Source organism: Streptomyces sp. NPDC001153 (genome assembly GCF_053598315.1).
Genome location: NZ_JBSFJZ010000018.1, coordinates 91,162 through 116,926 on the forward strand (window position 1 = coordinate 91,162; position 25,765 = coordinate 116,926).

Annotated in this window: 20 protein-coding genes; 9 read left to right on the forward strand and 11 right to left on the reverse strand. The window is 71.0% G+C overall.

Annotated features, from left to right (window positions below; all coding sequences use genetic code 11):
* Window positions 1-114: 114 nt before the first annotated feature.
* The 4 genes from ACWDEN_RS21790 to ACWDEN_RS21805 all read left to right on the forward strand — a co-directional run bounded on the left by ACWDEN_RS21790 (window position 115) and on the right by ACWDEN_RS21805 (window position 4,358).
* Window positions 115-426, forward strand: coding sequence for a hypothetical protein (locus ACWDEN_RS21790; RefSeq protein WP_351620461.1), 312 nt, complete (start codon window positions 115-117; stop codon window positions 424-426).
* 729 nt (window positions 427-1,155) lie between these two features.
* The gene (locus tag ACWDEN_RS21795; protein WP_351620464.1) at window positions 1,156-1,317 is read left to right on the forward strand and encodes a hypothetical protein; all 162 of its coding nucleotides are present in this window, start codon (window positions 1,156-1,158) and stop codon (window positions 1,315-1,317) included.
* 17 nt (window positions 1,318-1,334) lie between these two features.
* Entirely contained in the window at window positions 1,335-2,432 is a 1,098-nt protein-coding gene (locus ACWDEN_RS21800; protein ID WP_351620466.1) for a PP2C family protein-serine/threonine phosphatase, read from the forward strand.
* 1,188 nt (window positions 2,433-3,620) lie between these two features.
* On the forward strand, window positions 3,621-4,358 hold the full coding sequence (locus ACWDEN_RS21805; RefSeq protein ID WP_351620469.1) for a polysaccharide deacetylase family protein: 738 nt from the start codon (window positions 3,621-3,623) through the stop codon (window positions 4,356-4,358).
* Window positions 4,359-4,480: 122 nt separating this feature from the next.
* On the opposite strand, the gene ACWDEN_RS21810 is transcribed toward ACWDEN_RS21805, so the two are convergent.
* Window positions 4,481-6,295 carry an ABC transporter ATP-binding protein gene (locus tag ACWDEN_RS21810; RefSeq protein ID WP_351620472.1) on the reverse strand — a complete coding sequence of 605 codons (1,815 nt, stop codon included), beginning with the start codon at window positions 6,293-6,295 and terminating at the stop codon, window positions 4,481-4,483.
* A 119-nt stretch (window positions 6,296-6,414) separates the two neighbouring features.
* Window positions 6,415-6,540, reverse strand: a complete 126-nt coding sequence (locus ACWDEN_RS21815) for a hypothetical protein (protein WP_351620475.1) — start codon at window positions 6,538-6,540, stop codon at window positions 6,415-6,417.
* 682 nt (window positions 6,541-7,222) lie between these two features.
* Between ACWDEN_RS21815 and ACWDEN_RS21820 the strand changes: the two genes are divergently transcribed.
* Window positions 7,223-7,357, forward strand: a complete 135-nt coding sequence (locus ACWDEN_RS21820) for a hypothetical protein (protein ID WP_351620478.1) — start codon at window positions 7,223-7,225, stop codon at window positions 7,355-7,357.
* A 402-nt stretch (window positions 7,358-7,759) separates the two neighbouring features.
* Here ACWDEN_RS21820 and ACWDEN_RS21825 read toward each other — a convergent pair whose 3' ends face one another.
* Window positions 7,760-8,374 carry a class I SAM-dependent methyltransferase gene (locus ACWDEN_RS21825; RefSeq protein WP_351620480.1) on the reverse strand — a complete coding sequence of 205 codons (615 nt, stop codon included), beginning with the start codon at window positions 8,372-8,374 and terminating at the stop codon, window positions 7,760-7,762.
* 390 nt (window positions 8,375-8,764) lie between these two features.
* Window positions 8,765-9,037: an nSTAND1 domain-containing NTPase gene (locus tag ACWDEN_RS21830; RefSeq protein ID WP_351620486.1), complete on the reverse strand. Its 273-nt coding sequence runs from the start codon at window positions 9,035-9,037 to the stop codon at window positions 8,765-8,767.
* A gap of 834 nt (window positions 9,038-9,871) precedes the next feature.
* Between ACWDEN_RS21830 and ACWDEN_RS21835 the strand changes: the two genes are divergently transcribed.
* Both ACWDEN_RS21835 and ACWDEN_RS21840 read left to right on the forward strand, forming a co-directional pair.
* Window positions 9,872-10,531, forward strand: coding sequence for an MSMEG_1061 family FMN-dependent PPOX-type flavoprotein (locus ACWDEN_RS21835; protein ID WP_351620488.1), 660 nt, complete (start codon window positions 9,872-9,874; stop codon window positions 10,529-10,531).
* Between the two features lie 771 nt (window positions 10,532-11,302).
* Window positions 11,303-11,749, forward strand: coding sequence for a hypothetical protein (locus ACWDEN_RS21840; RefSeq protein WP_351620490.1), 447 nt, complete (start codon window positions 11,303-11,305; stop codon window positions 11,747-11,749).
* 199 nt (window positions 11,750-11,948) lie between these two features.
* Here ACWDEN_RS21840 and ACWDEN_RS21845 read toward each other — a convergent pair whose 3' ends face one another.
* The 6 genes from ACWDEN_RS21845 to ACWDEN_RS21870 all read right to left on the reverse strand — a co-directional run bounded on the left by ACWDEN_RS21845 (window position 11,949) and on the right by ACWDEN_RS21870 (window position 22,028).
* Window positions 11,949-14,048, reverse strand: coding sequence for a trypsin-like serine peptidase (locus tag ACWDEN_RS21845; protein WP_450859914.1), 2,100 nt, complete (start codon window positions 14,046-14,048; stop codon window positions 11,949-11,951).
* A 635-nt stretch (window positions 14,049-14,683) separates the two neighbouring features.
* Window positions 14,684-17,146 carry a CHAT domain-containing protein gene (locus ACWDEN_RS21850; protein WP_450859915.1) on the reverse strand — a complete coding sequence of 821 codons (2,463 nt, stop codon included), beginning with the start codon at window positions 17,144-17,146 and terminating at the stop codon, window positions 14,684-14,686.
* 16 nt (window positions 17,147-17,162) lie between these two features.
* Window positions 17,163-18,815, reverse strand: a complete 1,653-nt coding sequence (locus ACWDEN_RS21855) for a CATRA conflict system CASPASE/TPR repeat-associated protein (protein ID WP_450859937.1) — start codon at window positions 18,813-18,815, stop codon at window positions 17,163-17,165.
* 13 nt (window positions 18,816-18,828) lie between these two features.
* Window positions 18,829-19,206, reverse strand: a complete 378-nt coding sequence (locus tag ACWDEN_RS21860; RefSeq protein ID WP_351621319.1) for a CATRA system-associated protein — start codon at window positions 19,204-19,206, stop codon at window positions 18,829-18,831.
* Complete coding sequence (locus ACWDEN_RS21865) at window positions 19,203-19,790, reverse strand: hypothetical protein (RefSeq protein WP_351621316.1); 588 nt, start codon at window positions 19,788-19,790, stop codon at window positions 19,203-19,205. The genes ACWDEN_RS21860 and ACWDEN_RS21865 overlap by 4 nt, the downstream gene beginning before the upstream one ends.
* Window positions 19,791-20,093: 303 nt before the next feature.
* Window positions 20,094-22,028, reverse strand: coding sequence for a GTPase (locus ACWDEN_RS21870; RefSeq protein WP_351621313.1), 1,935 nt, complete (start codon window positions 22,026-22,028; stop codon window positions 20,094-20,096).
* Window positions 22,029-22,747: 719 nt separating this feature from the next.
* On the opposite strand from ACWDEN_RS21870, the gene ACWDEN_RS21875 reads away from it, so the two are divergent.
* Both ACWDEN_RS21875 and ACWDEN_RS21880 read left to right on the forward strand, forming a co-directional pair.
* Entirely contained in the window at window positions 22,748-22,990 is a 243-nt protein-coding gene (locus ACWDEN_RS21875) for a DUF3761 domain-containing protein (RefSeq protein ID WP_351621310.1), read from the forward strand.
* A gap of 688 nt (window positions 22,991-23,678) precedes the next feature.
* The gene (locus tag ACWDEN_RS21880; protein ID WP_351621307.1) at window positions 23,679-24,512 is read left to right on the forward strand and encodes a PIG-L family deacetylase; all 834 of its coding nucleotides are present in this window, start codon (window positions 23,679-23,681) and stop codon (window positions 24,510-24,512) included.
* 758 nt (window positions 24,513-25,270) lie between these two features.
* On the opposite strand, the gene ACWDEN_RS21885 is transcribed toward ACWDEN_RS21880, so the two are convergent.
* Window positions 25,271-25,474 carry a cold-shock protein gene (locus ACWDEN_RS21885; protein ID WP_055492756.1) on the reverse strand — a complete coding sequence of 68 codons (204 nt, stop codon included), beginning with the start codon at window positions 25,472-25,474 and terminating at the stop codon, window positions 25,271-25,273.
* Window positions 25,475-25,765 lie beyond the last annotated feature (291 nt).

Genomic DNA, 25,765 nt, shown 5'->3' on the forward strand with positions numbered 1-25,765 from the left:
GCCCTGCCGGATTCCCCGGTCAGCGGCCGTCAATACTGCCGTGCTGCGTGCCGGCAGGCGGCCTGGCATGCCCGGCGTCGCTGGAGCCGGGCCGAGCCGGCCCGCCGCACCTTGGTGACCGCCGGTTCCGCGCTCCTGGCGCAGCTCGCGCATGAGGCGGCCGGTGCAGCGGCCCGTGACGGTGGGGTGCCGGACCGGGCCGCCCAGTGCACCGCTGCCGCCCGCGTCCCCCGTCCCACCGGCCATCTGGTGCGTCTGGCGGTGCTGGCAGACCGGCAGACCGGTGCCGGCTGGCCGGAGGCCGGTGCCGGCTGGCCGCAGACCGGCAGGGCGCCGAGCATCAGCGGGGAGGCCACCCGCGCCCGCTCCATCCGCCGGGGTACCGCCGAAGGCCCACCGGGACCGCGCGATGTCCCGGCGCGGTGACCGGCCCGACGCAAGAGCGTCGGGGCACGCTCTGGACGGTGCGCTGGTCGCAGCCGTGCGCCGTACCGGGGCTGCGGTCGGCGGCATCTACCTGCTCGATGCCCAGCAGCAGGTGCTGTGCCTGGTGGTGACCGGCGGCCTGCCCCCCGAGTACGCCGAGCCCTGGACGCGCGTCGCGCTGGCCACCCCGGACCCGGTGGCCGACGCCGGGCGCGAGGACCGCCTGGTGTGGGTCGATGGCCTGGAAGAGCTGGCCCGCTGCTATCCGCGCGCCGCCACCCCGCAGCCCTACCGGTTCTGCATGGCTGCCGCGCCCATCTCCGGCCCCGGCACGTGCTGCGGCGCCCTGCTGCTGTGGCCCGCCGGCCATTCCCCGCGCGCCGGCCACCGCGAACGCGCCCGCACCATGTACGCCGCCCACCGCATCAGCGGCCTGCTCAAGGCCGCCGGCGAGCAGCCCGTCATCCCCGAGCAGCCGCGCCTGGTGCATATCCACGACCTGGACACCCGCCGCCCGCAGGCCGCGGTCGGCTTCGCCGAACGCCTGCCCGGGGGCAGTCTCGCCCTCGACACCAAAGAGCGGATCACCTTCGTGACCTCAGGCGCCGCCCGCCTGCTGGACTGCGATCCCGATCAGTTGCTGGGCCGGCGCCCTGGCAGGCCCTGCCCTGGCTGGACGACCCGGCCTACGGGGACAAGTACCAGACGGCACTTCTCAGCCGCGAGCCCGTGTGCTTCCATGCCCTGCGCCCGGCCGGTACCTGGCTGGACTTCTACTTCTTCCCCGGTCCCGACGGAATCAGCGTCCGCGTGGTCCAGACCGCGCTCGCCAACCGGCCACCGGCCCTGGTGCCCGTCCGCCCCCTACGGCCAGCGGGCCGGTCGGGGTGAGCCGCCTGTATCAGCTGATGCACCTGTCCGCGGCCCTCACCGAGGCTGTGGGCGTCCGCGATGTCGTCGACCTGGTGTCCGCCCAGGTCCTGCCCGCCTTCGGCGCCCAGGGCCTGATGCTGTCCGCGGCCGAGGCCGGACGATTGAAGATCACCGGCCACCGGGGCTACCGGCCCGAAGTCATCGAACACCTCGACGGCCTGCCCCTGGACACCAGCATCACGCCCGCCGGGCAGGTTCTCGCCAGCGGCGTGCCCTCCTTCTTCGCCGACCCGGCCGAGATGGCCCGCAGCTACCCGCAGGCACCACGGCTCGGCGACAAACAGGCATGGGCGTTCCTCCCGCTGATCGTCTCGGGGCAGCCGGTCGGCTGCTGCATCCTCTCCTACGACCGGCCCCACACCTTCACCGCGGACGAGCGTGCCGTCCTGACCTCCCTGGCCGGACTGATCGCCCAGGCCCTGGACCGCGCCCGCCTCTACGACACCAAGCACCACCTCGCCCACTCACTGCAGCAGACGCTCCTGCCCCGGACCCTGCCCCTCATCGACGGCCTCGACGTGGCTGCCCGCTACCTCCCCGCCAGCCACGGCATGGACATCGGCGGTGACTTCTACGACGTCATCCGACTGAACCACCACAGCGCCGCGGCCGACATCGGCGACGTCCAGGGCCACAACACCGCCACAGCCGCCCTCATGGGGCAGGTCCGCACCGCCGTCCACGCCCACGCCACCGCCGGCGCCACCCCCGACCAGGTCCTGGCCCGTACGAACCGCGTTCTGACAGACCTGGAACCCGACCTCCTCGTCTCCTGCCTCTACACCCACATCGACCTCCCACGTCACCAGATCACCCTCGCCAGCGCCGGCCACCCACCACCACTCATGCGCCGCCCCGACCGCCACACCGCCGTACTCACCGTCGAACCCGGCCCACTCCTCGGCATCCACGCCGACGCCCTGTGCCCCCTCACCACCGCGTCCCTTCCCGCGAACACCCTCCTCGCCCTCTACACCGACGGCCTGGTCGAAGTCCCCGGGAAACCGACCGCACCACCGCCGGCCTCGCCGATCACCTCGCCCACACCGACGTATCCGACCTGGACCAGCTGATCGACGACCTGGTACACCACAGCCGGCCCCAGGGCGGGCACACCGACGACAACGCCCTGCTCCCGCTCCGCACCACCAGCACGCCCGGCGGAAACCAAGGCGTCCGCTGCGAAAGCCCTGCGGCGCGGCCGGAGGCTCGGGGGCCGGCATGACCAATGTGGTCCGCCGGCATACCGGCTGTCGCCAAGAGCAACCACGGCGGCTGGACGAAGGTCATCGACGAGGACTCCCCCGTTTCGCCCTGCGCCTTGATGGACCGCGGCGTGCGCCGGGGCCGGTGCCGCTTGCCTGCGTTCTTGCCGGTCTTGATGGTCCGCTTCTTCGCGGTCTCCGGCAACGGCTCGAACGCCAGGTGTTCCGCGGCATGACGAAGTGACTGGATTTCTGAAAATCCAGCGCGCACCAGGGCGACGACCCGGGCCACGGCGGGGTCTCACGGCGCATCAGGTCGCGCACCGCCTCCTCGAACCGGGTGTGGTGCAGGGCGTGAACTCGCGGCCGCCAAGGACTCCAAGGCCGCCGTTCGTTTCGTGGACGATGAAACGCTGGGAGATCTTGTCGCTGCGGATGCAGCCTTCTTGGAGGTTCTCGAATACCTGACCCGGCGGAACCCTCGACACCTCACCCCTCTTGCGTTTCTCAGATTTCTTCAGGAGGAACTCGGGGTCTCGTTCGTCGAATCGCGGAACATGTTGGAGTATTTCGACCCCCACATGCATCCGCTAGTCGATACGGCTCTCATCAACGAGCGCGGGCGTCGGCTCGCCAAGGACCGCCGGCGCCCGCTCATCCGGCGGGCCACCCCGTCCTCCTGGCCGGCGGCCTCATCGCTGAGGCGGGCCTTGGCGAGTTCACCGAGCTCCTGCAGGGCACGGCATTCATCGACATCCCCCAGATGACCGTCTCAGCCTGAGGCCGCCGCCCCGCTCCTTGTCGGTGGTGGTCAGCTTCCAGACCGACTTCCGCTGTCGGACTTCGCGGACGGCGGGAAAGCTAAGAACCGGTATGAGGCGGAGATCTACACCCAGCCCTCCTACCAGGAGATTTACAAAGAACTTAGCTTTTTCAGGCGTTTCTCACACTCATCCCGCGATGCCGGATCCGGCCGGACCGGCGACCCTGAAGACAGGGTCGCCGTATGTCATCGAGGTGGCTGCCATGCCTGCAAGGACAGGGTGGCGGTGCAGGGTGACGGCAGCAGCCGCATGCGCGCTCGCGGCCGTACTCGCCTCGCCACCGACCGCCGCCGCGCTCCCCCGCGCGCCCGCCGGATCCTCCGCGTCCGCCGTCGGAACATCGGCTCCCGTCCTCGACTGCCGGGTCACCAAGTGTGTCGCCCTGACCTTCGACGACGGTCCGACCCCCTACACGGTGCCCATTCTCGGGGCACTGGAGCGTCGGCATGCCGTCGCCACCTTCTTCCTCATCGGACCGCGCGCTCTGCAGTACCGGAACGTCGTCCTCAGGGAGCAGCGCGACGGTGACGCGATCGGCGACCACACGGTCACTCACCCACGCCTCACCCGCCTCCCGACCGCCCGGATCGACCATGAGCTGACGACCGCGGCGGCGCAGATCGCCTCGGTCACCGGGCATCGCCCGACCCTCTTCAGGCCGCCCTTCGGAGCCTGGAACGACAAGGTTCGGGCGGCGGCCGGTGCGGCGCACATGTCGGTGGTGATGTGGAGCGTCAGCGCCAAGGACTGGAAGAACCACAACCCGCGCCTGATCGAGCACCGGGTGCTGGCTCGCGTACGACAGGGCGCGATCGTCGTCCTGCACGACCGGTACGCGACCACCCCGCCGGCGGTGCCCACCATCGTCCGCACCCTCCAGTCCCGCGGCTATGTCCTGGTCACGGTGCCCCAACTGTTCGCCACGTCCGGAGCCCTGCACCCCGGGGTGGTGTACCACCACGGTCCATAGCAGAGGGTGCGAGCATCCCCTCACGGGGGCCGGAGACCGGATTCTTCGACGTACTCGCTCGCGAGGACCGGGCCACCGGCGCGACACCGCCGTCGACGAGGTGGACCCGGTTACGTCGGCTCTCAAGCCGCCTCGTCCTCCAACTGCACGCCTGTTGTTGATGACCGGGCCGGGGTCGTGATGGCTGCGATGCCGTCGGTGAGGTGGAGCACGAGGTCGGCCTGAGCCGTCAGGCGCAGGTCGTGGGTGATGAGAAAGGTCGTGCGACCGGCGGTGAGGCGGCGCAGCGGTGCCATGATGCGCGCGGTGGAGGCATCGTCGAGTCCGGCGGTGGGCTCGTCGAGGATCAGCACGGGGGCGGTGCGGAGCATGGCGCGGGCGAGTGCGATCCTGCGGCGCTGGCCGCCGGAGAGGTTGTTGCCCCGTTTGCCGACCGGGGTGTCGTAACCCTCGGGCAGCGCACTGACGAAGTCATGGGCATCCGCGGCGACGGCGGCCGCGAGCACGTCGGCCTCGGTGGCGTCGGGGCGGCCGTAGGAGATGTTGTCGCGGACCGTGCCGTCGAAGAGCATGCTGTCCTGCGGAAGCAGGGTGATGTGGCGGCGCACCTCGTCGAGGGGGAGTTCGGCGATGTCCCGGCCGTCGAGAAGGATGCGGCCCCGGGACGGTTCGTGGAATCGCAGCAACAGCTTGCCGAGGGTGGACTTGCCGGTGCCGCTGGGTCCGGTGACCGCGACGAGCAGGCCGGGTGCGATGTCCAGGTGCACGCGTTCCAGGACGGGGTGTCCGCCGCCGGCATACGAGAAGCCGACGTCCTGGAAGGTGACAGCCCCGCGGACCGGTTCGGCGAGCGGCGGGACGTCCTCGCGGGGGGCGGCCTCGGGGAGGGGTCCGGTGCGCAGGACCTCGATGAGCCGTTCGCAGGCGGCGGTGGCGGAGGAGGCGCTGACGACGAGCTCGCCGAGTTCCTGGAGTTTCGGGTGGAGATAGCCGAGGAAGGCGGCGAAGGAGAGCAGTCCGCCGACGCTGAGGTGGTGTTCGGAGATCTGCCAGGCGCCGGCGCCGATCACCGCCAGCACGCTGAGCGTCTCGACCAGTTCACCCATCGGCCCGTACACCGACGACAGCCGGATCTGCCGCAGGCCGGCGCGCATCCAGTTGCGCCCCTCGCGGTGCACCTTGCTGTGCTCGGCCTGCTGCCGGCCGTAAGCCTGCACCAGGGGCATGTTGGCCAGGCTCTCCTCCAGCAGGGAGGCCAGCCGGCCGTTGCTGTCGCGTTCGGCGCGGGTCGCGGAGCGCATCAGGGTGCCGAACGCCCGGGCGCCGAACCAGATCAACGGGGCGACGGCCAGGGTGATCAGGGCCAGCTGCCAGCTGGTCCAGAAGGCCGCTACAGCGAACACCACCGCTCCGACGGCGGAAGTGATCAGTTCGACAGGCGCGGAGGCGACCAGTGACTCGACGGACTCGATGTCTCCGGTCAGCCGGGAGACCAGGTCGCCGGTGCCGAAGCGGTCCAGGGCGTCCGGCGGCACCCGCTGCAGGTGCTGGAACACCCGGTCACGCAGGCCGAGCAGGAAGTGCTCGCTGGTCCATCCGGCGAGATAGCCACCCGCCGCGGAGGCGACCGCGCCGGCCACTGCGAGCCCCAGCCAGAGGGCGGCGGGCCCCCAGAAAGCGGTGAGGTCGCCGGGGGTGAGGACGTCATCGGTGAGGACGCCGACGATGCCGATCGCGCCCGCGTCGCACCCGGCGGAGACCAGCAGCAGCACGGCGGACGCCAGTATGGCCGCGCGGTTGACGCTGACCAGCGGCCAGAAAGTCCGGAACGCGGCCAGGGGAGAGATACGGGCGTGCCGGATCCGGGACGAGGCGCCGGCCGCGGGTCCCGCCCCGGATCCGGCCACGGGCATGGTGGCGGGTGCTGCAGTGTGCATGACCGATGCTTCCTGGGCACTACCCGATGCGAAGGCGTACCGGGATCCGTCGCGCGCCTGTGCCGCACGAACGGATCCCGGCACGGCCTGCCTGTGTGATCGTGTTCCGCGACGCCGTGCTACTTGGCAGCGGCCTTCTTGTGCTTGCGGTGGTGGTGCTTCTTCTTGTGGTGCTTGGCCTCGCCGGCGGCGCCGCACTCCTTCTTCTTGGCCTTCTTGGCCAGCATGATCTTGGCGAAGGACATGGTGATATCCCTTCCTGACAGATCGTCAAGCGGCTCTGGTCGCCGCTGACTTCGCGTTGCACCTGTGAGTACGGAGGCGGCTGGTGCCTCACTCAAGAAGAAAGGTGAGCGTTGGTCTATGTTCCCTTACCAGATCCACGTCCGGGAACTCGGCGAAGTACTCGCCAGATCCCCCCGGGGCCGTCGCTCAGGAGGGCAGCTCGACCCGTGTCGATCAACCACCAAGTACTTCGTCCAGCTGATGGCGAAGTATCGGGGAGGGAGGTGGGGCGCCGTCTGGCGAGCCTCTTCACCGTCTCGATCCTCTCCTCATCCAGGCACAGAACCCACAGGCTGCCGAGCTGGCGCGGTGCACACCCTGTCCACCAATCCCTGGGCCGGGGGCGAACCGGAGGGGGCGGCGGAACGGCGGGCATGAGGCCGCTGAACGGCATCGCGGTGCACTGAACGAGGCCGCTGCTCGACGGCATAGGCGCAGGGTTGCGAGATCCTCCCCTTTCCGTCTCGAGCGGGACTGCCGCCGCCTGCCGCGACACCATGACGATGGGCGCAACTGTTTGAGTACGCCGACGGGTTGGAGCGGGTCCCGCAGGGGTCCCGCCGTCGCGAGGGAGTCAGCAGTCCTGTGCGCTGAGTGACTGGATGGAGACGTGGGAGAGGCAGAGAGGCTCTGCGAACAGCGATGGAGCGCCGCACCTTCCTGACGATCTCCGGCGCCGCCCTGTCCGCCCTGGCCGCGGACTGGGCAGACCGCTCTGCAGAAGCGCTCGCCCAAGCCCACGAAGGGAAACCGACCGGCGATGACCTCGTCGCCTGAACCGGCACTCCCCGCCACTGAGGCATGCCGATCCGGGTGGCCATGGCCGGATTCGGCGGCAGCCTGCAGATGGTCGTGCTGGCCAACGGCCAGGTCGCGCCTCGCCTCCGACGCTGGCCGCGGCACGCTCTTCCACACCGTGCGCTACGCCAACGGCGCGTGAACCCGGGCAACACTGATACAGCACTGCACGAACATGTCCACCTGGCGGCCCGCCAGAATGGCTGGATCATCCGGCTGAGCCACGGCCGGGGCATGAGCGCCCCCCGCACGGTACCGGGGAAGTGCCGGCACCGCTGCACCGCATCCCCCGGCAGGCCTCGGAGGCAGCGGAGGCAACGGCGCCGGGGCGCGACGGTGAAGCCGGCTTTTGCGGACGGGGACGATCCTGTCGATGCCAGATCAGCGGACGGGTTTCTCCCAGGTCAGCGAGTACCGGCGCAGCACATGCCGGCGGTAGCGCACGCCGGGTAGCAGCCGCCGGGCAGCAGCCCGCACCTGCCCATAGCTCATCTGCGGGTCGGCGACTGGCATGCCCTGCGGGCCACGCGCGCGACGCAGCGTTTTCGTGATCCGCACGATCGGGGCAGCCGCGATCAACGCGGCCCACTCCGTCACGCTCGCCTCGCGGGCCAGACCGACCACCACCAGCGTGCCGCCAGGCCGCAGCAGCTCGCGCATGCGGACCAGGGCCGCCTCGAAGTCCATGTGATGGATCGTGGTCACCGAGCAGACGAAGTCGTACTGAGCACCGGGAAGTTCCGCGGTGAGGAAGTCTCCCTCGACGAAGGTGAGTTGCGGTTGACCAGCGGCGGACTGGCGTGCGCAGGCGATCATGTCCGGCGACTTGTCGATCCCGGTGACGTGTTTCGCCCGCCCGGCAAGCTTCCGTGCCAGCAGCCCGTCCCCGCAGCCGACGTCCAGGGCCTCGCCGCACCCCTCGGGAACAGCCCGGAGGATGCCCGGGTGCCGGGCGACGTTGGTGTTCCAGTACGGATCTGCGGCGGGCTGGCGCATCGGGTCATCGTAGAGGCCGGTCATGGCCTGCCGAGTGCACACCTACGGATTCGCCGTCCCCATGGGGAGTCGTGATCGCAGGGATGGGGAACTACTTGAAGTTGATCACGTTAGATCGAAGATCGTAGCGAATTGCGCCCGCTGCAGCCCCAACCGCCTCACGTCAACGACCAAGGCGGTCCTCACCCTGGAGAGTCACCGCTGAAGAGGCTCGATGACCAGTATTGAGGCGAGGATGGTTCATGACGGGGCCGAGGAAGTCCGTGCGCAGGACAGCCGGCACGGAAACCGTCTGCGGCGACGTCGGGCCGAGCACCTCGGCCAGTGCGTCGATGTCGCCGGGCACGAAGACCTACTCGTCGAGCAGTTCTTCGAACTGGTCGATGGCGATCAGCAGCTGCCTGGCGTGCTGCACGTGCAAGATGCGTGCGGCGACCTGTCGGATCCCATGGCGGGCGACTTCGTCTGCCACCACGGAGCTGTCTGCGAACTTCTCCGCAGCGAGGACTTTCCGCAGCCGGATGGACCCACCAGCGTGGTCCGCTGCTCTTCCGCCACGACCTGTGCGAGCCGGTAGTTGTCGGCGTCCCGGGCGAAGAACGCCGCGGCCTGCGCCTCCTCGAACGGTTCGAGGCTGCGAAACGGCGAGGGAGGCCGTGCCACATCGGCCAGCGGGGCCAGACCGCGATCAGCTGAGCGACGGGAATCATGAAGCCGGCGGCCGGCTCACCGAGATCCGCCCTGGCCATCATCCCGATCGCCCCGCCAAGGTCCTGGTCCCATACGGGGCTGCCGCTGAAGCCACGGGAGACGCGATCCGCGCAGGACACCCTCGTGCCAGACTCCCTGCCTACGGCCTTCGGGAAAACCGACGATCCGGGTGGCGTGTCCGCGCATCGCCTCCGGCTCGCTGTCGAGGAGCCGTGCCGGACCGGTACCGGCCACGACGCTGCCCAGCCGCAACACCGCGACATCCAAGCCGCCTTCGGCCCGCGAGGGGCCCCACAGCACTACGCGTGCCGTAATCGCCGGTGCCGGGCTGCGCGGCTCGGACAGCAGCGGCAGGTCCACGTACAGGCGCGCACTCTCCCGTGGCCCACTCCCTGCGTCAAGCCGAGCGCCGCGACAACGACATGCGCGCAGGTGATCACGTGGCGGTCGTCGACCAGGAAACCCAGGCCCAGAGGACCAGCCGCGACGTCCGAATCCGGCGGAGACGCGAAGATCCGCAGGATGGCTGTGCCCGGGAAGAACGTACCGTCGGCCTCGCCCGACGCCCTCACGTGCACCAATTCGGTGCTGGGTTTGTGCCGGGTGGACCGCTTGTCGGTTCGGTCGGAGACCCAAAGCGGCGATGGGAGGTGAATCGCAGGTCTCGCGGCGGCCGGTGTACCGCTGGAGCGGGCGCCACTGCCGGACTTCGGCGTTGGCGTGTCTCTATGTCCCCACACTCACCGACCAAGATCAATCGCAGGTCGGCCCCTTAGGGTCGGAGTCATGACAACACCCCTTGCCGGCAGTGCCTTCGACTCGCTCCGCCTCGACGCCGTGTCCGACCAGCAGGCGTTGCGCCGGGTCTACGAACTCCCCAACGACGCGGCCGTACGCAAGCAGATGACCGAACTCACCGAACAGACCCGGCGGTTGATCGGATGCTCATCGCTGGTTCTGGTCGCCAGCGCGGACGCCGAGGGCAACTGTGACGTCTCCCCGCGCGGCGGCCCCGCCGGGTTCGTCGCCGTCCTGGACGCACGGACGGTGGCGATACCGGACGCGACCGGCAACAAGCGCCTCGACACCCTGCAGAACGTCGTCGCCACCGGACGGGCCGGGCTGCTGTTCGTCATCCCAGGGCGCACCACGACGCTCAGGGTGAACGGCCGGGCCTGCGTCTCCACCCGCCCGGAGCTGCTGTCGCAGCTGACCGCGGTGGGCAAACCGCCGGCCAGCGCGCTGGTGCTGGGGATCGAGGAGGTCTACCCGCACTGCCCCAAGTCGCTGCTGCGCAGCGGGGCCTGGAAGCCGGAGCAGTGGCTGCCGACGGACGCCCAGCCGTCCTCGGCAGAGGTGACGCTGGCTCAGCTGCGGATGCCTGAGCTGACGATCGCTGACATCGAGCAGGCGGAGGCGGATTCACTGAAGTACCGGTACGAGTGACGGGCCGACCAGCGATTCCCGAGCTGCCAGCCCGCCGGAACCACCAAGACCAACACGCTCCGAAATCAAGAGCGGGACATCCCGTTTGTGGGGGCGTGATCCAAAATGCCGCCCAGATCGGCGAAGCAGTCCTGGGCGGGCGAGCTGCCTGCCCAGATCACGCACCTGACACAGCACCGGGGGCGGACTGGTGGCGCCCAGACGCCGCGCGTTCACAGGGACCGGCTGTCGGCTGTGCACGGTTCAGCGCCGGCGGCCGAACGGCCACCAGCGTTGGGGCGTGCGGCGGGGGCGGGGCAGCCGGTCGTTGTGGTGCTGGGGGGCGCGGCAGCACAGGCGGGCGTGCCGGGGGCGCGGCCTCACCGGGGACCGCACCCGGAATCGACCGGATGCGGTCGGGGACGCCGATGCCGGCGGGGCGGGGAGGCCGCGGTCGACTGCACCGCCGCCGGGCAACAGGGTCTCCCCCAGCGGGCCCAGCAGCTTTCCGCCCTCGGTATGCCAGTCCCGGCGTCACCCGCCATCACCGCCATCACCCATTGTGATGATATTCATCCGATTCAGTGACAAATTGCAAGGAAAGGGCAAAGGGGATTGGCTGGAGACCCCTGCCCAGCCTGCGGCTTTGCCGAAATCGATAGACGTTTCAACGGCTCGCGCGCCCGCTTCGACATGCCGCTCAGCCGCCCTCGGGCCAGCCTGGATGCGCGAGCCGCCCCGAGTGGCCGACTCGCCACCAGGGGGGACTCCGAGGAAACAGGAGACCCATCAATGAGCTCCACCCAAAGCCGAAGCGCCCGTGCGCTCGCCGCCGGTGCCCTGTCCGCCGCCATGCTGTCGACCGGTACGGCCGGAGCCGTCGCCGCGACGGGGACGCCGCCCCCCAAGCCCTCCATCACCGGCATGCCGAGCGTGAAGCCGTCGCGGACGCCGACCGCCATGGGCTCGATCACCGTCTCGGCCAACCACAAGGCCGTCAAGGTGGGCAACACCGTGGTGTTCACCGGCCGGGTCAGGGGCATCAAAGCCGGTTCGACGCTGGTGCTCCAGCACCAGCACCACGGCAAGTGGACCACGCTGAAGACCACGGCGGCCGTCAACAAGAACGGCACCTACACGATCAAGCGGACGTTCACCAAGAAGGGTACCGAGCAGGTGCGGGTGGCGACCAAGTCCGGCACGTTCCACTCCTCGCCGGTCACCGTTCAGGTCAGCTGACGGTGAGCTGATGCGGGTCCAACGCTGGGTCGTAGCGGCGTTCGGACGGGCGGCGGGGCCAGGAAGAAACATCTTCGCCGACCCCGCTCCCATCAGCCGAAACCGAGCGTGCCCCGCCGCGGTCCGCGAAGGAGCCGGTAACACCTTTCGTGACGCACCGCCAGGAGTCCCCTGGTCCATGGCCCAGGGGACTTCGTGGTCAGCGCCGGTAGTACGGCAGCGACGAGCCGGACGCGGTCGCGAGTACGGCTTCCGTGCCGAGGCTGTTGCCGCTGTCCTGGTACATGGACAGCTGGCCGTCGGACCAGCGCACGAGGTAGTCGTTGAGCCGGCTGTCGGTGCTGGTGAAGTTGCCCGCCGTGGTGAGCGTGGCGTGGGTCCACAGCGTGCTCGCGGCCCGCAGTCGCACCTCTCCGTGGAAGCCGTACTGGTTGATGTCCGGGTACAGGGTCAGTTCGCCGTCGGACCAGCGGACCACGAGGTCCGACTCGTTGGTTCCGGCGAGGTCGGCGGAGGTGAGGGATGTGGCGTGCGTCCAGGTGGAGTTGGGAGGGTTGAGCCGGACCTCGCTGTGGATGCCGGTGGAGTTGAGGTTCTTGTAGAGAGTGGTCTCGCCGTCGGACCAGCGCACGATCAGGTCGTCGGGCCAGTGGTCGTCGGTGGTGTAGCGGCCCGCGGTCATGGTGACCTCGTGCTGCCACAGCGTGCCCGGCTTGGCGAGTGTGATCTGGCTGTGCAGGCCGCGCGCGTCGACGTCGGGGAAGAGGGTGAGGCTGCCGTCGCTCCAGCGCACCAGCAGGTCGTAGGTGTTGGCGCCCGTGAAGTCGCCGGCCGTGATGGACACGGCCTTCGTCCAGGTGGTGTTGGCCGCGACGAGCCGTATTTCCTTGTCGAACCGTCCGTTGCCACCACCCCGGTACAGCGTCAGCTCGCCGTCCGACCAACGCACGATCATGTCGCTCTTGTCCGGATCGGGCGAAGGCGAGGGCGTGAAGGAGCCGGAGGTGACGAGGGTGGCATGGGTGAGTGTGGAGGCGCCGGGCAGCACATTGGGACGTGCGGGGGTGGTGCCGGCGACCGCCGCCTGGTACAGGTTCTGCACGTCGGAGCCGTAGGAGGAGCTGTAGGAGACGTCGTCGGTCGGTCCGCCGGTGTCCCAGCCGCCGATGCTGCCGACCACGTCGCCGGTGCCGGTGGTCGGGTCGAAGTTCTCCAGGAACGGGCTGCCGCTGGTGCCGGATGCGAAGCCGTTGCAGGCGATCCGGAGGTACGAGCCGGGGGTGCCGTCGGTCGGGGTGTACTGCGTGGTGTTGTTGTCGCAGGTCAGGGGCTGCGAGGCGGTGCCAGGGTAGCCGACCAGCCGAATGCTGGGGAAGACGTAGCCGCGGCCGGTGGCCAGGTTGTTGCCGCCCACCACGTCCTGCACCTGCTTGCCGTCGCTGCGCGCGCCGACCTGGGCGAACGCCACGTCCCACGGGGCGCCCTGGACGTGTCCGCGGTCGTAGTAGCGAGGATCGATCCAGACCCGGCTGCGGCCCTCGGAGTCGGTGGCGACGGGGAAGATGCCGTACGGCTGGGGATTGGCCGCGGTCCACTGGAGGACGAACGCGAGCGAGCCGCCGCCGGCCCGCCCGTCCATGCAGTGCCCGGCGGTGAGCACGATGTTGTGGTGCGGGCTGTTGATGACACTCGCGGTGCAGAAGTAGGAGCCGCTGCCGGTCTGCATGTACATCCGGCCGACCATCGGCAGCCCGCCGAAGTACGAGCTGGCGGGACCTGTCGCGCCCGCACTCGTGGGGGACGGGCTGGGCGAGGCGGTGGGGGTCGCTGAGCCCGACGCGCTGGGGGAAGTGCTCGGGGAGGCGGACGGGGTGCCCGTCGGCGCGGCGGTCGGGGTGTCCGTAGCGGTGGCGGAGGGATCCGGGGTCGAGGTGCCGGTGGGTGTGTCCGTCGGGCCGGCGGTGTCGGTCGGCGTGACGTCCATCGGGACCTCGCGCAGGTCCTGGGCGTTCGGGCCACCGGACACCGGCGGCTTGACGAGCCCCTGGAGCGTGGGGTGGGCGGCCTTGCCCGCGGTCCGCGGTTTGGCGTCCGGAAGCGGCTTTGCTTCTGCCATGCGCTGCGCGGTCCAGAACTGCTTGGCCGCAAAGGCTGTCCAGTGCGGCGCGGCGGCTGGGGGACGCGGGGCGGTGTCCGGTATCGCGGACGTGTACGCCGGAGGGGCGTTCGTGGCGCCTGCCGTATCGACCGAGACGACGAGAGTTCCGGCCAGCGCGGTGATCGCGCCGACGGCGGCCACGAGAAGGGCACCGCGCCGACTCGCGCGATGCCCGGCAGTTCTACTCACTTTTGGGCTGAATTCCCCCCACTTGGCGTGGCTCTCCGCCACGCAGGCGATAGGACTAGCAGAGGGTACGACACTGTTGCTCGGTGATCGAACCAAAGGGCGAATGTGACTGGGTGATGAACCGGCGGCCGGTGCCGGCTCCCGGACCCACAGCGGATTCGGGGGGTGAGGCACCGCGCGCGAAGGACTGCTGCTGGAGGCCGAGGAGTGTCACGATCGCCGGTGGATTCCAGGCCTTGCGCTCTTCTCGGAGGCCGTGGGCGCGCCGTGCGCATGCATGGTCCGCCCCCGGCAACACGGGCCGTTCCGCGTGCCGTTCGCAGCGGGAGCGGAGAGCCAGGACGAGAACTGGGCCCGCCGCTACAGGGGAATGCGCCGGGCCCAGCGAGCCACCACGACGCCACACCAGCAGGTGGACGTGAGACATCTCGCTCAGCAGCCCGAGAGCCTCGCCTGTCACGCCCTGCCGCCCGTCACCCCATCGGTGGCCACTCTGAAGTAGCTCATTGTGATCGTTTCCCGCAGCAGCGCACCTATCTGCCAGTCCACCGCGGGCCTCAGGACATCCGGCCCGGTTGAACCACGGTTCAGCTTGACTGCGCAGGAACCGGGCGGGCCGGACCCGGGGAGCCGACGAGGGTGAACGCCGCCCAGATCTCGGGGAGTTCCCAGTCCCTGCGGGCCTGGAGGACGGCGCGCCGCAGGGCCTCGGCGGGGTCGCCGCCGGCGCGGAGCTCGGTGTGGAAGCGGACCATCACCTCGTGGGTCGGCCCCTCGGGCACCTCCCACAGGGTGCCGACGACGGTGGGCACGCCGGCGGCGAGGAAGGCACGGACCGGCCCGAGCACACCGTCCATGGTGATCAGGCCCTGCCCGGTGGCACAGCAGGCGAGAACGGCCAGCCGGGCCCGGGTCGGAGTGGCCGTGATGAGCGGCGTGGTGAGCTGCCCCTGCTCTTCGGGCGAGGCGGCGGCGCCGGTGTCGTGGACGGGGGTGAGGGCGAGGGCGCCGGGGGGCTGGTCGAGGCGGAGGCGGGTGTCGACCAGGCCGTGGCAGGAGAAGTGGAGCAGGTCGGCGGTGCCGAGGCGGGCGAGGACGGCGGGGACGGTGACCCGGCCGGTCATCGGCTTCGCCCCGTGGAGGGCGGCGACCGCTTCGGCGGTGTGGCGGGCGACGACGGGCAGCGGCTGCGGGGATCCGTCGAGGGGCGCGGGTGCCACGCCGCCCTCGACACCGCCGACCACCAGCACGTCCTCCGGAGCGCCGCCCGGCGGGCCCGCGGCCCAGGCGTCCTCGACGGTGAGCATCTCCAGGGCGTGCAGCGACGGTACGAGGGTCACGGAGCACCGTTCGATCAGTGGTTCCCCGCCGGGCAGCGGCAGTGCCCCGAAGGGCACCGACCACAGGGACCGCTGCGGTACGACCACCAGCCGGGCGCCGGATCCGCGTGGCAGCAGGTCGGCCACCGGTTCCAGCAGGACGCGGGCCCATTCGGCCCGAACCCGCTCGTCGCCCGCCTGCCGCTCCAGCAGCCGTACGGCCTCGGCGGCGTCGCGCGGCTCGGGCCCCCCGGACACGGAGGGATCGAAGTCCGGGGCCGTGTGGTGGCGGATCCGGCCGTCCGGGAGCACCGCCCACAGGTGGAGGGCGCCCGGCACGACGGCGGGGAAGCCGGCGTCGGCCAGGTCGAAATGGGTGGCGTAGAGGAGCACCGTGGCGCCGGTCCGGGCCGCGAGGCGCCGGATACGGTCCGGGCCGGGCGGGTCTCCGGGGACGGACTCCCGGCCCGGGCGGGCTGTCCGGACGCGAGCGCTCAACGGGCCTGAACGGCCCTGTTCTGCCGCGGCCAGGGCGCCGGCCGGATCGCCCTCGGCCAGGGCGATTTCCTGCTTGATCTGGTAGACGGCGACGGAATGCTGTTCGAAGAGGCCGACCGCGCCCGACTCGTCGGCGCCCGCGCGCCGTAGCGCCTCCCAGAGCGGCTCGGCCTGTTCCGTGTGGCGGCGCGCGGCGGCGGGATCACCGGCGCGGAGGTGGGCGTGGGCCAGATTGAGGTGACCGGTGGCCAGTCCGCGCTGGTCGGAGACTTGCTCCTTGAGGCGGAGTCCGGCTTCGAGGTCGGCAACGGCTTCGGCGGGCCGGCCCTGCTGGAGGCGGATCACGGCACGGTGGTTGAGGGCCATGGCCCTCGGCCTGAACTGGTCCTCGGGGAGCCGGGCCAGCAACTCGTCGACGATGGAGGCCGATTCGTCGAGGCGTCCGGCCCGGCGGGTCGTCTCCATGCGCACCTGCAGGGCCTGGGAGCGCAGCAGCGGGACGTCGCCCGCCGCGTCCAAGGCGCGGCGCATCGCCTCCTCCGCCTCGTCGTGGTGCCCGGCGGCGGCGAGCGCAAGCGCCCGGTTGCCCTGTACCTCGGCCACCACGGCGCTGTCCTCCCCGGGGTCCAGGCAGTCGACCGCGGTCTCCGCCCACTCCAGGGCCCGCTCGGGGTGGCCGACGCCGCTGACCGCCAGGACGAGCTGGCTCGCCGACAACGCCATCCTGGTCCGGCTGCCCAGTTCCTCCCCGAGCAGGTACGCCTGCCGCTGTACGGTTTCCGCATCGCCGAACCACCCCGCGTACGCGAGGACGCTGCCCAGGTCGCTCAGGCACGACCAGCGCAGTTGGCGTGCCTCCCGGTCGGCGGTACCGGCCAGGGCACGCTCCGCCTGCCGCAGCACCTCGGCCGCCTCGGGGTACCGGCCGATCTGGCTGAGCACCTCGCCGTACTTGCCCAGCCAGGTACCGCGGTCCATGGGATCGTCGCTGCCGTCCGCGAAATCGCGCAGCGCCTGGGCGTGGCGCAGCGCCTCGTCGAGCCGGCCGGCGAACATGCAGGCGGTGACCAGGGGTTCGAGCACGACGGGGACACGGTGCGTCATGCCCTCGGCGGTGAAGAGGCCGAGGGAGTCGGTGAGGGCGGCCCGGGCCTCCTCCCAGCGGCCGGCCCGCCCGGCCGCCACTCCCTCCTCGTACTTCCTGCGGGCCCTCAGACAGCGGACGGCGCCCATACCGGCCTCCAGCCGATCAGTCGTTCCGGTGGTTCGGGATCCGGGGGTGCCTGGTTCCGGGTACGGGCGACCCCTCCGACCGGCGCACGCGCCGGCCGGCGAGCAGTCCGACGGCCACCGCGGCGACCGCTCCCGTCGCGGCGGCGCCAGTGGACCAGGCGGCCCGCTGCCCGGTGCCGTACGCCCACTCGGCGGCCAGGGTCGCCAGGAGCCATCCGACCGCGGCGCCGACCGTCGCCGGAAGGGTGTGGGTCAGCGCCCGGAACGGGCCCTGCCGCACGGTGCTGCGCGACCAGCCGGCCGCGGCCACCGGCAGGAGCAGCGCGAGGGCCGCGAGCACGGCGATCACCGGGGCCTGGAGCGGCCCGGGTATCGGCACCCGGTAGCCGAACGCCTGCACCACGGTCAGGCTCATCAGCAGCGCTCCCAGCAGGGAACTCTGCAGAAGCGCCAACTGGGCCCGATGGTCGGCGAGATGGGACTCCACGAGCGCGGCGGCCTCCCGGGCCACCTCCGCCGAGGAGTCGAGAGTCGCGGCCAGGTACTCGGCGTCGTCGTCGAGCTGCCGCTCCAGGCCCAGCCCCAGCCGTTCGTCGTTGCCGAACGGGTTGTCCAGGTCCCCGATGTCCTCGGCACCGGCGGGGCGGCTCGCGCCGCCCGTGTCCCGGACGTCGCCGGCACCCGGCAGGAGCACGACCGCCCCGCCCGCCACGGCCGCGGCCAGATTGGCGCGGGCGATCCGTACCGTGCGGCTCATCACCCGCAGCCGGGCGGCGGCGGTGATCAGCCCGTCGGTGTCGGTGCGCAGGCCGACCAGCACGGCGCGGGTGTCGAGCGCCTCCCGCAGCGCGGTCCGGGGATTGCCTCGCAGCAGCCGGGAGGCGGTCCGCGCCCGGTCGGTGGCCTCCTCCACCCGGCGGCGCAGCTCGCGGTGCCGGCTCGCGTCGAACACCGCCGCCTGGTAGCGGAGTTTCGCCGCGTGCAGTAGGTACCGGGTCAGTGGGGCGAGCCGGTCGCGGCTGTGCCAGGCCCAGGCGTCCAGTTCCCGTTCCAGGGCGACGGGGGCGAGCACCACCAGACGGCGTCTCGGCGGTGCCGCAGCGGCGTCGGCGGCCGGATCGGCGTTCTGCGGTATCTCCCAGACGGCGAACCCCTGGCCGGTGGGTCGGCCGTCGTACTGCCACCGGCCCGGACGCGCTCCGGCCACCAGGTCCGGCAGCAGCGCGCCCACTCGGGCGAGGTCGTCCCCCGTGGACAGCGGGTGCGCGGTGATGCCGAGCAGCACCCGGGCCGCGCCCAGGCCTCCGGGCGCGGCTGCCGGGGGACGGGCGGTCTCCAGCAGCCGCCAGGAGGGCTCGCCGCCGGGGGTTCCGTCACCGTCCGGCGCGAGCAGGACGGCCGCGCCCAGCACGTCGTGGGTCTGGTACAGCAGCGCCTGCCGGATGCCGTCGCCCTCCTGTTGCCGGGCGGCCAGCACCCGGTAGCCGCCGGCGGGCCCGCCGGGCAGCGGCGCCATGTCGGTCGACGGCACGCCGGACACCGGCCGGTCCATGCCCGACCGTCCGCACTCGTCCCACGCTCCCCGCACCCCGGTGGCCGCCCGTTCCTCCAGGCCGCGTGGCCCGACGTGGAAGAACTCGTGGTCGAGCAGGGCCTGGCGCAGCACCACGGCGGTCAACGGTTCACCGTCCGTCCGTCTCCGCACCGCCGCCCGGCGACGCGACACCGGTCCCGCTGGGCTCGCCGGCCTCCGCCACGATGCAGGTCACCAGTTCGTTCAGCTCCTCCGGAAGCCCCACCGGCGGGGGCCGCAGGGGTTCGTCCTGGTGTCTGGTCACCACCATCCGGGGCCCGGCCAGTTCCAGCCGGCCCACCGCCGCCCGCAGGCCCCGCCGGTCCTCCCTGTGCCAGAGCCCGGCGATGTCCCGTACCGCGGCGCCGACCGCCTCCCACTGCGCCGGGGTGAGCCGCCACTCCGGCACCCGGCGCAGCGAGCGCACCACGCGCCAGGCGGTCTCGTATCCCTCCGGGCCGTCCCGTCCCGCTTCCCCCGGTGTCATCGGCCTCCCCCTTCCTCCTCCGGTCCTACCCGCCCGTCCCACGCCGTGTGCGCGCGTGCCGGGGCCCGCTCCAGCAGGGTGCTCAGATCGGCCGCTCCGGCCTCCAGTTCCTTCCCGCGCGCGTCGAGGACGTCCGTCATCGACCGCAGCGGCCGGGCCAGTTCCTCGAGACCGGTCCGGACCTCCGCGATCGCCGTGCTCCAGCCGAAGTCCGGGCGGTCCTCGTCGGCGCCGAGCACGCGGTCCACGATCGTGTCGGCTGTCTTGCCGAGCCTGCCGCGGAGTTCGCTGCGCCGCTCCGCCTCCCGGGCCTCCAGGCGGGCGCCCTGGATCTCACGGAAGACGAGGGTGCCGAGTTCGAGCACGGAAGGAAGCACCGCGTCGAAGATCTTCATCCGCTGGAGCGAGGCCCGCGCCTGCGCGACGTGCTTGGCGTCGGCGAACCCGACGCCGCTGCGGTAGTAGTAACGGAGCTTGCGCCGCTGGCCGGCGAGCCTCTCCACCTGTCCCAGTTCCGCCACGGCCCGGTCGAGCGACATGCCCAAGTTCTTCTCCAGGTGGCCCTGGTACAGGCTGCGGACCACCCAGCGGACCTGACCGCGCAGGTCGCGCAGGACGAGGTCGAGGCTGTGCTCTCCGGCACGGCCGTCCCGTCCTCCACCAGCAGGCGCTTGACCAGGCTCGACTTGCCGGAGTCGTAGGGGCCGTAGACGGTCACCCTCACGGCCGTGGTGTCCCTGAACTCGTCCCACAGGGCCGTGACCTCGTCCGTGACGCCCTTCCCGGCGACGGTGCGCACCGCGGCGCGGATCCGGTCGATCCACTCCCCGGTGCCGCTGGTTTCCCCCCGTTGACGGGCGGGGTCCCGCTCTCGGTCTCGGTCTCGCTCATCGCTCCCCCTCCGTGTGCTGCCGTGCCGAGTGGCCGACGGGCTCGTGGCCCAGGTGGGCGAGCGCGTCGGCGATCACTTCCCGGATGGTGCCGATCCTGTCCCGCAGCGCGTCCGTGGTCCGGGTGTACACGGCCGCGCGCTCGTCGGTCTCCTTGACGCGGGCGCTCAGTTCCTCGCAGTCGTCGTCGAGCCCGGACAGCAGGCCGGGCTCGTCCTCGGTTCCGTCCGTGATCACCTCGGCCCACCGGGCGCCGGACTCCCGCAGGGTCACCGACACCGCCAGCCGGCCCCGGGCCAGTTCCTGGTCCTCCTTCACATTGCGGACCAGGGTGTAGACGTCAACGACGCTGCCGGCCACCGACAGGACCATTCCCGTCCTCGCCATCAGCACCGCCCCGCGTGCGAGCGAGGCCGGCTCCAGGCTCCGGCCGAACCACGTCGCCACCCGGGCGATCACCGGGCCGTCGGCGGCCTTCCCGATCAGCGCCCCCACCCGGCCGAACCCCTGGGCTGCCTTCCTGCGGCGCTCGCGGCGCGGGTGGCCGTTCAGAAAGCGGAGGTCCCCCACGACCCCGGTCTCCGGGACCGTCCGGGCGAACGCCTTGGATCCCAGGCGGCGGCGGAAGGAGTGGGCGGTGCGCCGCCACCAGACCGTGATCTCGTCGGCCGACTCGGCCCACCACTGCTCGACGACCGCCTGCAGGCCCGGGTCCTCCGTCCATCGGTCGAGGCGCTCGGCGAGCGCCTTGCGCTCCTCCGGGTCGCCGTTGCGCCGTGCCCTCCCCAGTCCGCGGTCGAGGAACTCGACCACCCGGTCGGTGAGGCGCGCGGCCCGTACCTGCCGGATGGCAAGGCCTTCGATGCGGATCTCCGTCTGCTCGGCGAGCCGGAGGGCGGGCTCCTCGACGTGCACCCGGAGCCTGTCGTCCGCATTCCGGCAGGCACCGCCGATCTGGGACACCAGCGCGCCGAGCCGGAGACCGACCGCGTCCCGGCCGAGGGCCGTGGCGAGCAGGGATTCGAGGACCGGCAGGTTCGACCAGTCGAGGAGGACGTCGATGGAACCCGCCTCGGCCCGGTGCTTCGACAGGCTGTCGGCGTCGGGCCCCTGGTAGGGCAGGGAGGCGCGGGCGAACACCGCCCGCTTGGCGTTGAGAGCCACGACCGGGACGTCGTGCAGGCCGATACGGGCGAGTTCGTCTCGGATGTTCTCGGCGTGCTCGGCGACGGAGCGGGAGAGCCTGCGGCGGATCTCCTGCTGGGGCACCCGGGTGGGGAAGCGCCACATCGAGCTGCGGTTGTTGAGGAAGGCGACCACCGGCTTGCCGTAGTCGGCGACCCAGTCGGCCACCTTGGCGAACTCCCCCTCCTGCTGGCTCTGGCTGTCGAAGCAGAGGATCACCACATCCGCGGAGACCAGTGTCTCCCGGGCGGTCTCCTCCAGCTCCGAGCGCGACTTCGTCCGCCCCCAGCCGTTGGTGCCCGGGGTGTCGACGACGCGGCAGCCGCGCCACTGGCCCGGAGCGACGCCGGTGGTCCAGTCGGACGCGCCGTCAGGAGAGATCGAGCAGCCGAAACCCTGGGTCAGCGCCTCGGTCAGGCTGCTCTTGCCCGTACCGGTGCGGCCGAACAGGACGAGGTTGAACGTCCCGAGTTCGTCACCGAGCCGGCGCTTCGTCAGCTCCTCCAATTCGCGGACGACGGCCCGCACTACGTCGTCGGCGTACGCGCGGAGCCCATCGGCGCCGGGCGGGGACGACGCGCCGGAGGCGGGCGGCGCGGACCCGGCCGACCCGCCGGACAGGTCGTGCCCGACGCCCTGCATGAGCCCGCCGACGAGCCCGTTGATCTCGCGTCGCAGATCCGCCGCGACCGGACGGCTCCGTTCGATCGCCTCCGCGACAGCGCGTTCCAGATTTTCCGCCCCCACCAGAGCCTCCCCCGCTCTGTACCCGTCCGTTGGCCTGCCGAAGTCCGGGCAACGCGGGGCAATCGTGGCAGAAAAACGACCCTCTCAGTAGGCTTTTCCGACATATACGCCAGCTGCAGGACACGCCCGGGTTCTGAGGTTGCGCCTGGATTGGTCAGTGGCGGCGACACGGTTGCGCGTCGATGTCGTGGTCGTGATTCCCGGGCGCCAAGCGTGCCGTGCCGTGCCGCCCCCGCCCCGCCGGACTGCGTCCGGCGGCGGAGCAAGCGGGGTCCGCACTGCTCGCCCTGACGCTGATCGTGCTGGTAGGCAGCTTTCTGCCCGCCGTACGGCCGAGGCGCCCGGAGCGACGGCGCGATGCACGCCTCCTGGCCTTCGGCATCCTCCGCCCCCTCGGACGGCGGAGGTGAGCATGACCAGGACCAGTGCGCGCGGTCCACTGCCAACGTGGTTTTCGCCGACCATGACCACCTCGTCAGGGCCGTTCGCAGCGGCATGCCCCGCATCCACGTCAGCCATACCTCATCGAGGGAGGCCTCGCCCAGACCGGGCCGTCAACCACCCCGGCGACTGAACGGAGAAGTCAGTAACAACCGGCCGGCCGCCGGGTCCGACAATCCAAAACGTTACGTAGACGGTTGAAACCCGGATAGAGTCCCGCTGCACTTGCTCGACTCCAAAGGGGGGTTCCTTTGCGCGCTCGTCTTGCCGTCCCAGCCGTGGCTGTCGCCCTGGCCGGTGTCTTCTTCAGCGCACCGGCCGCGTTCGCGGCGACCTTGCCGTCGACCAACACCGCTCACCACTGCATCCAGCACACCACCGGCGTGTGCGGCTGGACGCACCACCAAAAGCCCAAGGACAAGTACGAGACCGCCAAGTGCGTGGACGCCTCACTGTCCTACTCGCGGCACTCGCAGGGCACCTGCTCCCACCACCACGGCGTCCGCTACTGGTTCAAGTAGCCCGCCACACACCGCAGGTCGCCTCCTCCGCACCAGGAGGAGGCGACCTGCGCGCTGTCGAGGCGGCCTATGAGCCGGCGCCGTCCTCCCTCAGGTCAGTGGCGGTCGCCGCGACGAGGGTCACGGTCCCTCCGGGATGGTCGAAGGGCATGTGAACCGGCTGAAAATGCTCAAGCGAGCCGTGCACGGCAGGGCCTCGTTCGAACAGCTCCGACCGCATGCTTGCCCAGCTATGACTCACCCAGTTATGAGAGTCACGTATATCGCCAGCGGCCCTCTAGGCTTCGCCCGTGCGCTATCTGGCAGAGACCCTTCGCCCTCGGGGCCCTCAGACGACGCACGGCCGCCAGGAGCCGGGCCAGGTCGTCCGCCCCTCTGCGGGGACCTGAGTGGTGTCGGTCATGCGTGGATTCTTGCGGTCACCGCTGAACATCGGCGCCTGGGTTCCCACAGTCGCAAGTCCGGACGCGAAATGCACCGGAACGAGCACCAAGGCCCAGGGGTGTTCCCGTGCGCGGCGGGAACAGCCGGTAGGGCCGGCACTGTTGCACTGGCGAGGGACCGGCGCCGCGCGGGGCGGGAAACAGGAGACCAAAAAGCCGTCCGCCCGCACGCTGTCCGGGACCCCGGGTCCGTGGTACGCCCGCCGCGGACTCGGATCGAGGTTTTCACACAGGAGGACTGTTTCATGAATGACTGGCCCTTGACGCTCATGGCGGTGCACGCCCACCCCGACGATGAGGCCACCGGAACGGGAGGTGTCCTCGCGCGGTACGCGGCGGAGGGCATCCGCACGGTGCTCGTGACATGTACAGACGGCAGTTGCGGTGACGGACCGGGGGGTGTCAAGCCGGGCGATCCCGGGCACGATCCGGCGGCCGTCGCCTTGATGCGGCGTCAAGAACTCGAGGCGAGCTGTGACGTCCTGAAGGTCAGTCATCTGGAGATGCTGGGTTACGCCGACTCCGGGATGATGGGCTGGCCGGCCAACGACGCCCCCGGATCCTTCTGGAAGACCCCCGTCGAGGAGGGCGCTGCCCGCCTGGCGGAACTCTTGCGGCGCTACCAACCCGATGTGGTCGTGACCTACGACGAGAACGGCTTCTACGGCCACCCCGACCACATCCAGGCCAACCGCATCACGATGGCGGCGCTGACGATGACCGCGCTGACACCGAAGGTGTACTGGACGACGGCGCCCCGCTCGATGATGCAGCGATTCGGGGAGACCATGCGGGAGTTCGGTGGGGACTGGCAGGAGCCGGATCCCGCTGAGGCCGCCGCGATGGCCGAGATCGGACTTCCAGATGAGGAGATCACCACCTGGGTGGACACCGCCGCGTTCGGCGCTCAGAAGTTCGATGCGCTGGCCGCGCACGCCAGCCAGGGCGAGAACATCTTCTTCCTCAAAATGGGCCAGAAGAGGTTCACCGAGTTGATGGGCGTGGAGACCTTCGTACGTGTCCAGGACACCACCGGCGCGGCCGTACCCGAGAACGACCTCTTCGCCGGACTGCGCTGATCCGCGCGCCTACCCAGGGCATGCGACTTGCGCTCCCACGCTGCGACCTCGGCGAAGCCGCGTTCGTCGTCTGCCTGGCCCTCGCGGTCGCGGTCGCGGTTCTGCTGCAACCGGGCGTCCTCGAGCGCGGCCGCGGAGGCGGTGGCGGTCACGCCGGTGGCGCGCCGCCGGACGCGCGGCGGCTGGCGAGACAGCGGCGTCCCGGACCGCCGCGCGTGAGCGCCGTGGCGGCTCGGCGAAGATCAGTCATGACTTCAAGGTGAGCCCGCACACCATGAAGGTCGGCGCGCGCGTCCACCCACGTAAAGAGGTGCGTCTCGAACGACGACGGCCTCTTTGCGAAGTTCTGTGTCCAGCAGCGAGAGGCCACCGGATGCCGGCGCACGGTGAAGTGCGCTCGCGGTGCGGTGTTCCACGGCGGCGTGGTCGCCACGTCGGTGCGGGCGAAGCACCGTGGCACGCTGCGGTTCCGCAGGGCGCTCCACGCGACGGACCGGGAACTCGAACAAGCTCCACCTGCAGATGATCTCGCCCGCCGAGACGGTCAGGGTGCGCTGACCGCGAAGCCGCGTCAGAGGCTACCGGGGCCGAGCAGAGGCCCCGGTGGTCTCGAGCACGCTCTCGGCGGGACAGCAAGAAAGTAGCCGGCCCGTACGGAGCGACGCCCCACCGTCCGGATCACGCAGGTCTGGAGGCGGGGCGGCGGCCGACACATACCCCGCCGGTGGACGCACCGGCCGGGGCTTCTTCGTGCGTCGTCAGGCGGGCCGGATGTGCTCCGCCTGGGGGCCCTTCTGGCCCTGCGTGATGTCGAACGTCACCTTCTGGCCTTCCTGCAGCTCCCGGAAACCCTGGGCGTCGATGTTCGAGTAGTGGGCGAAGACGTCCGGGCCACCACCGTCCTGCTCGATGAAGCCGAAGCCCTTTTCCGCGTTGAACCACTTCACAGTGCCTGTAGCCATGTGCCTGTCTCCTTCGAGAGGACTCGTATCGGGCCCCGCACCGTGCGGGATCCGGAGGTGATCGCCCTGGTCCGGAGAGGCGTTGAACAGCAGAAACGCCCGTGACTGCGATCACGGGCGAACGGCACTTCGGAACCACGACTGCTGATCACGACGCTACACCGGCTGGTGAGACTCGGCTACTGCAACACGGAGTTGACCTTGCGGGCTGCGTTCGTCACCACTCACATCCCGAGGTCGGCGACGTCAGGAGCACACGCGCCGCTGCCCTCGGGGTGCCCGACATACGAG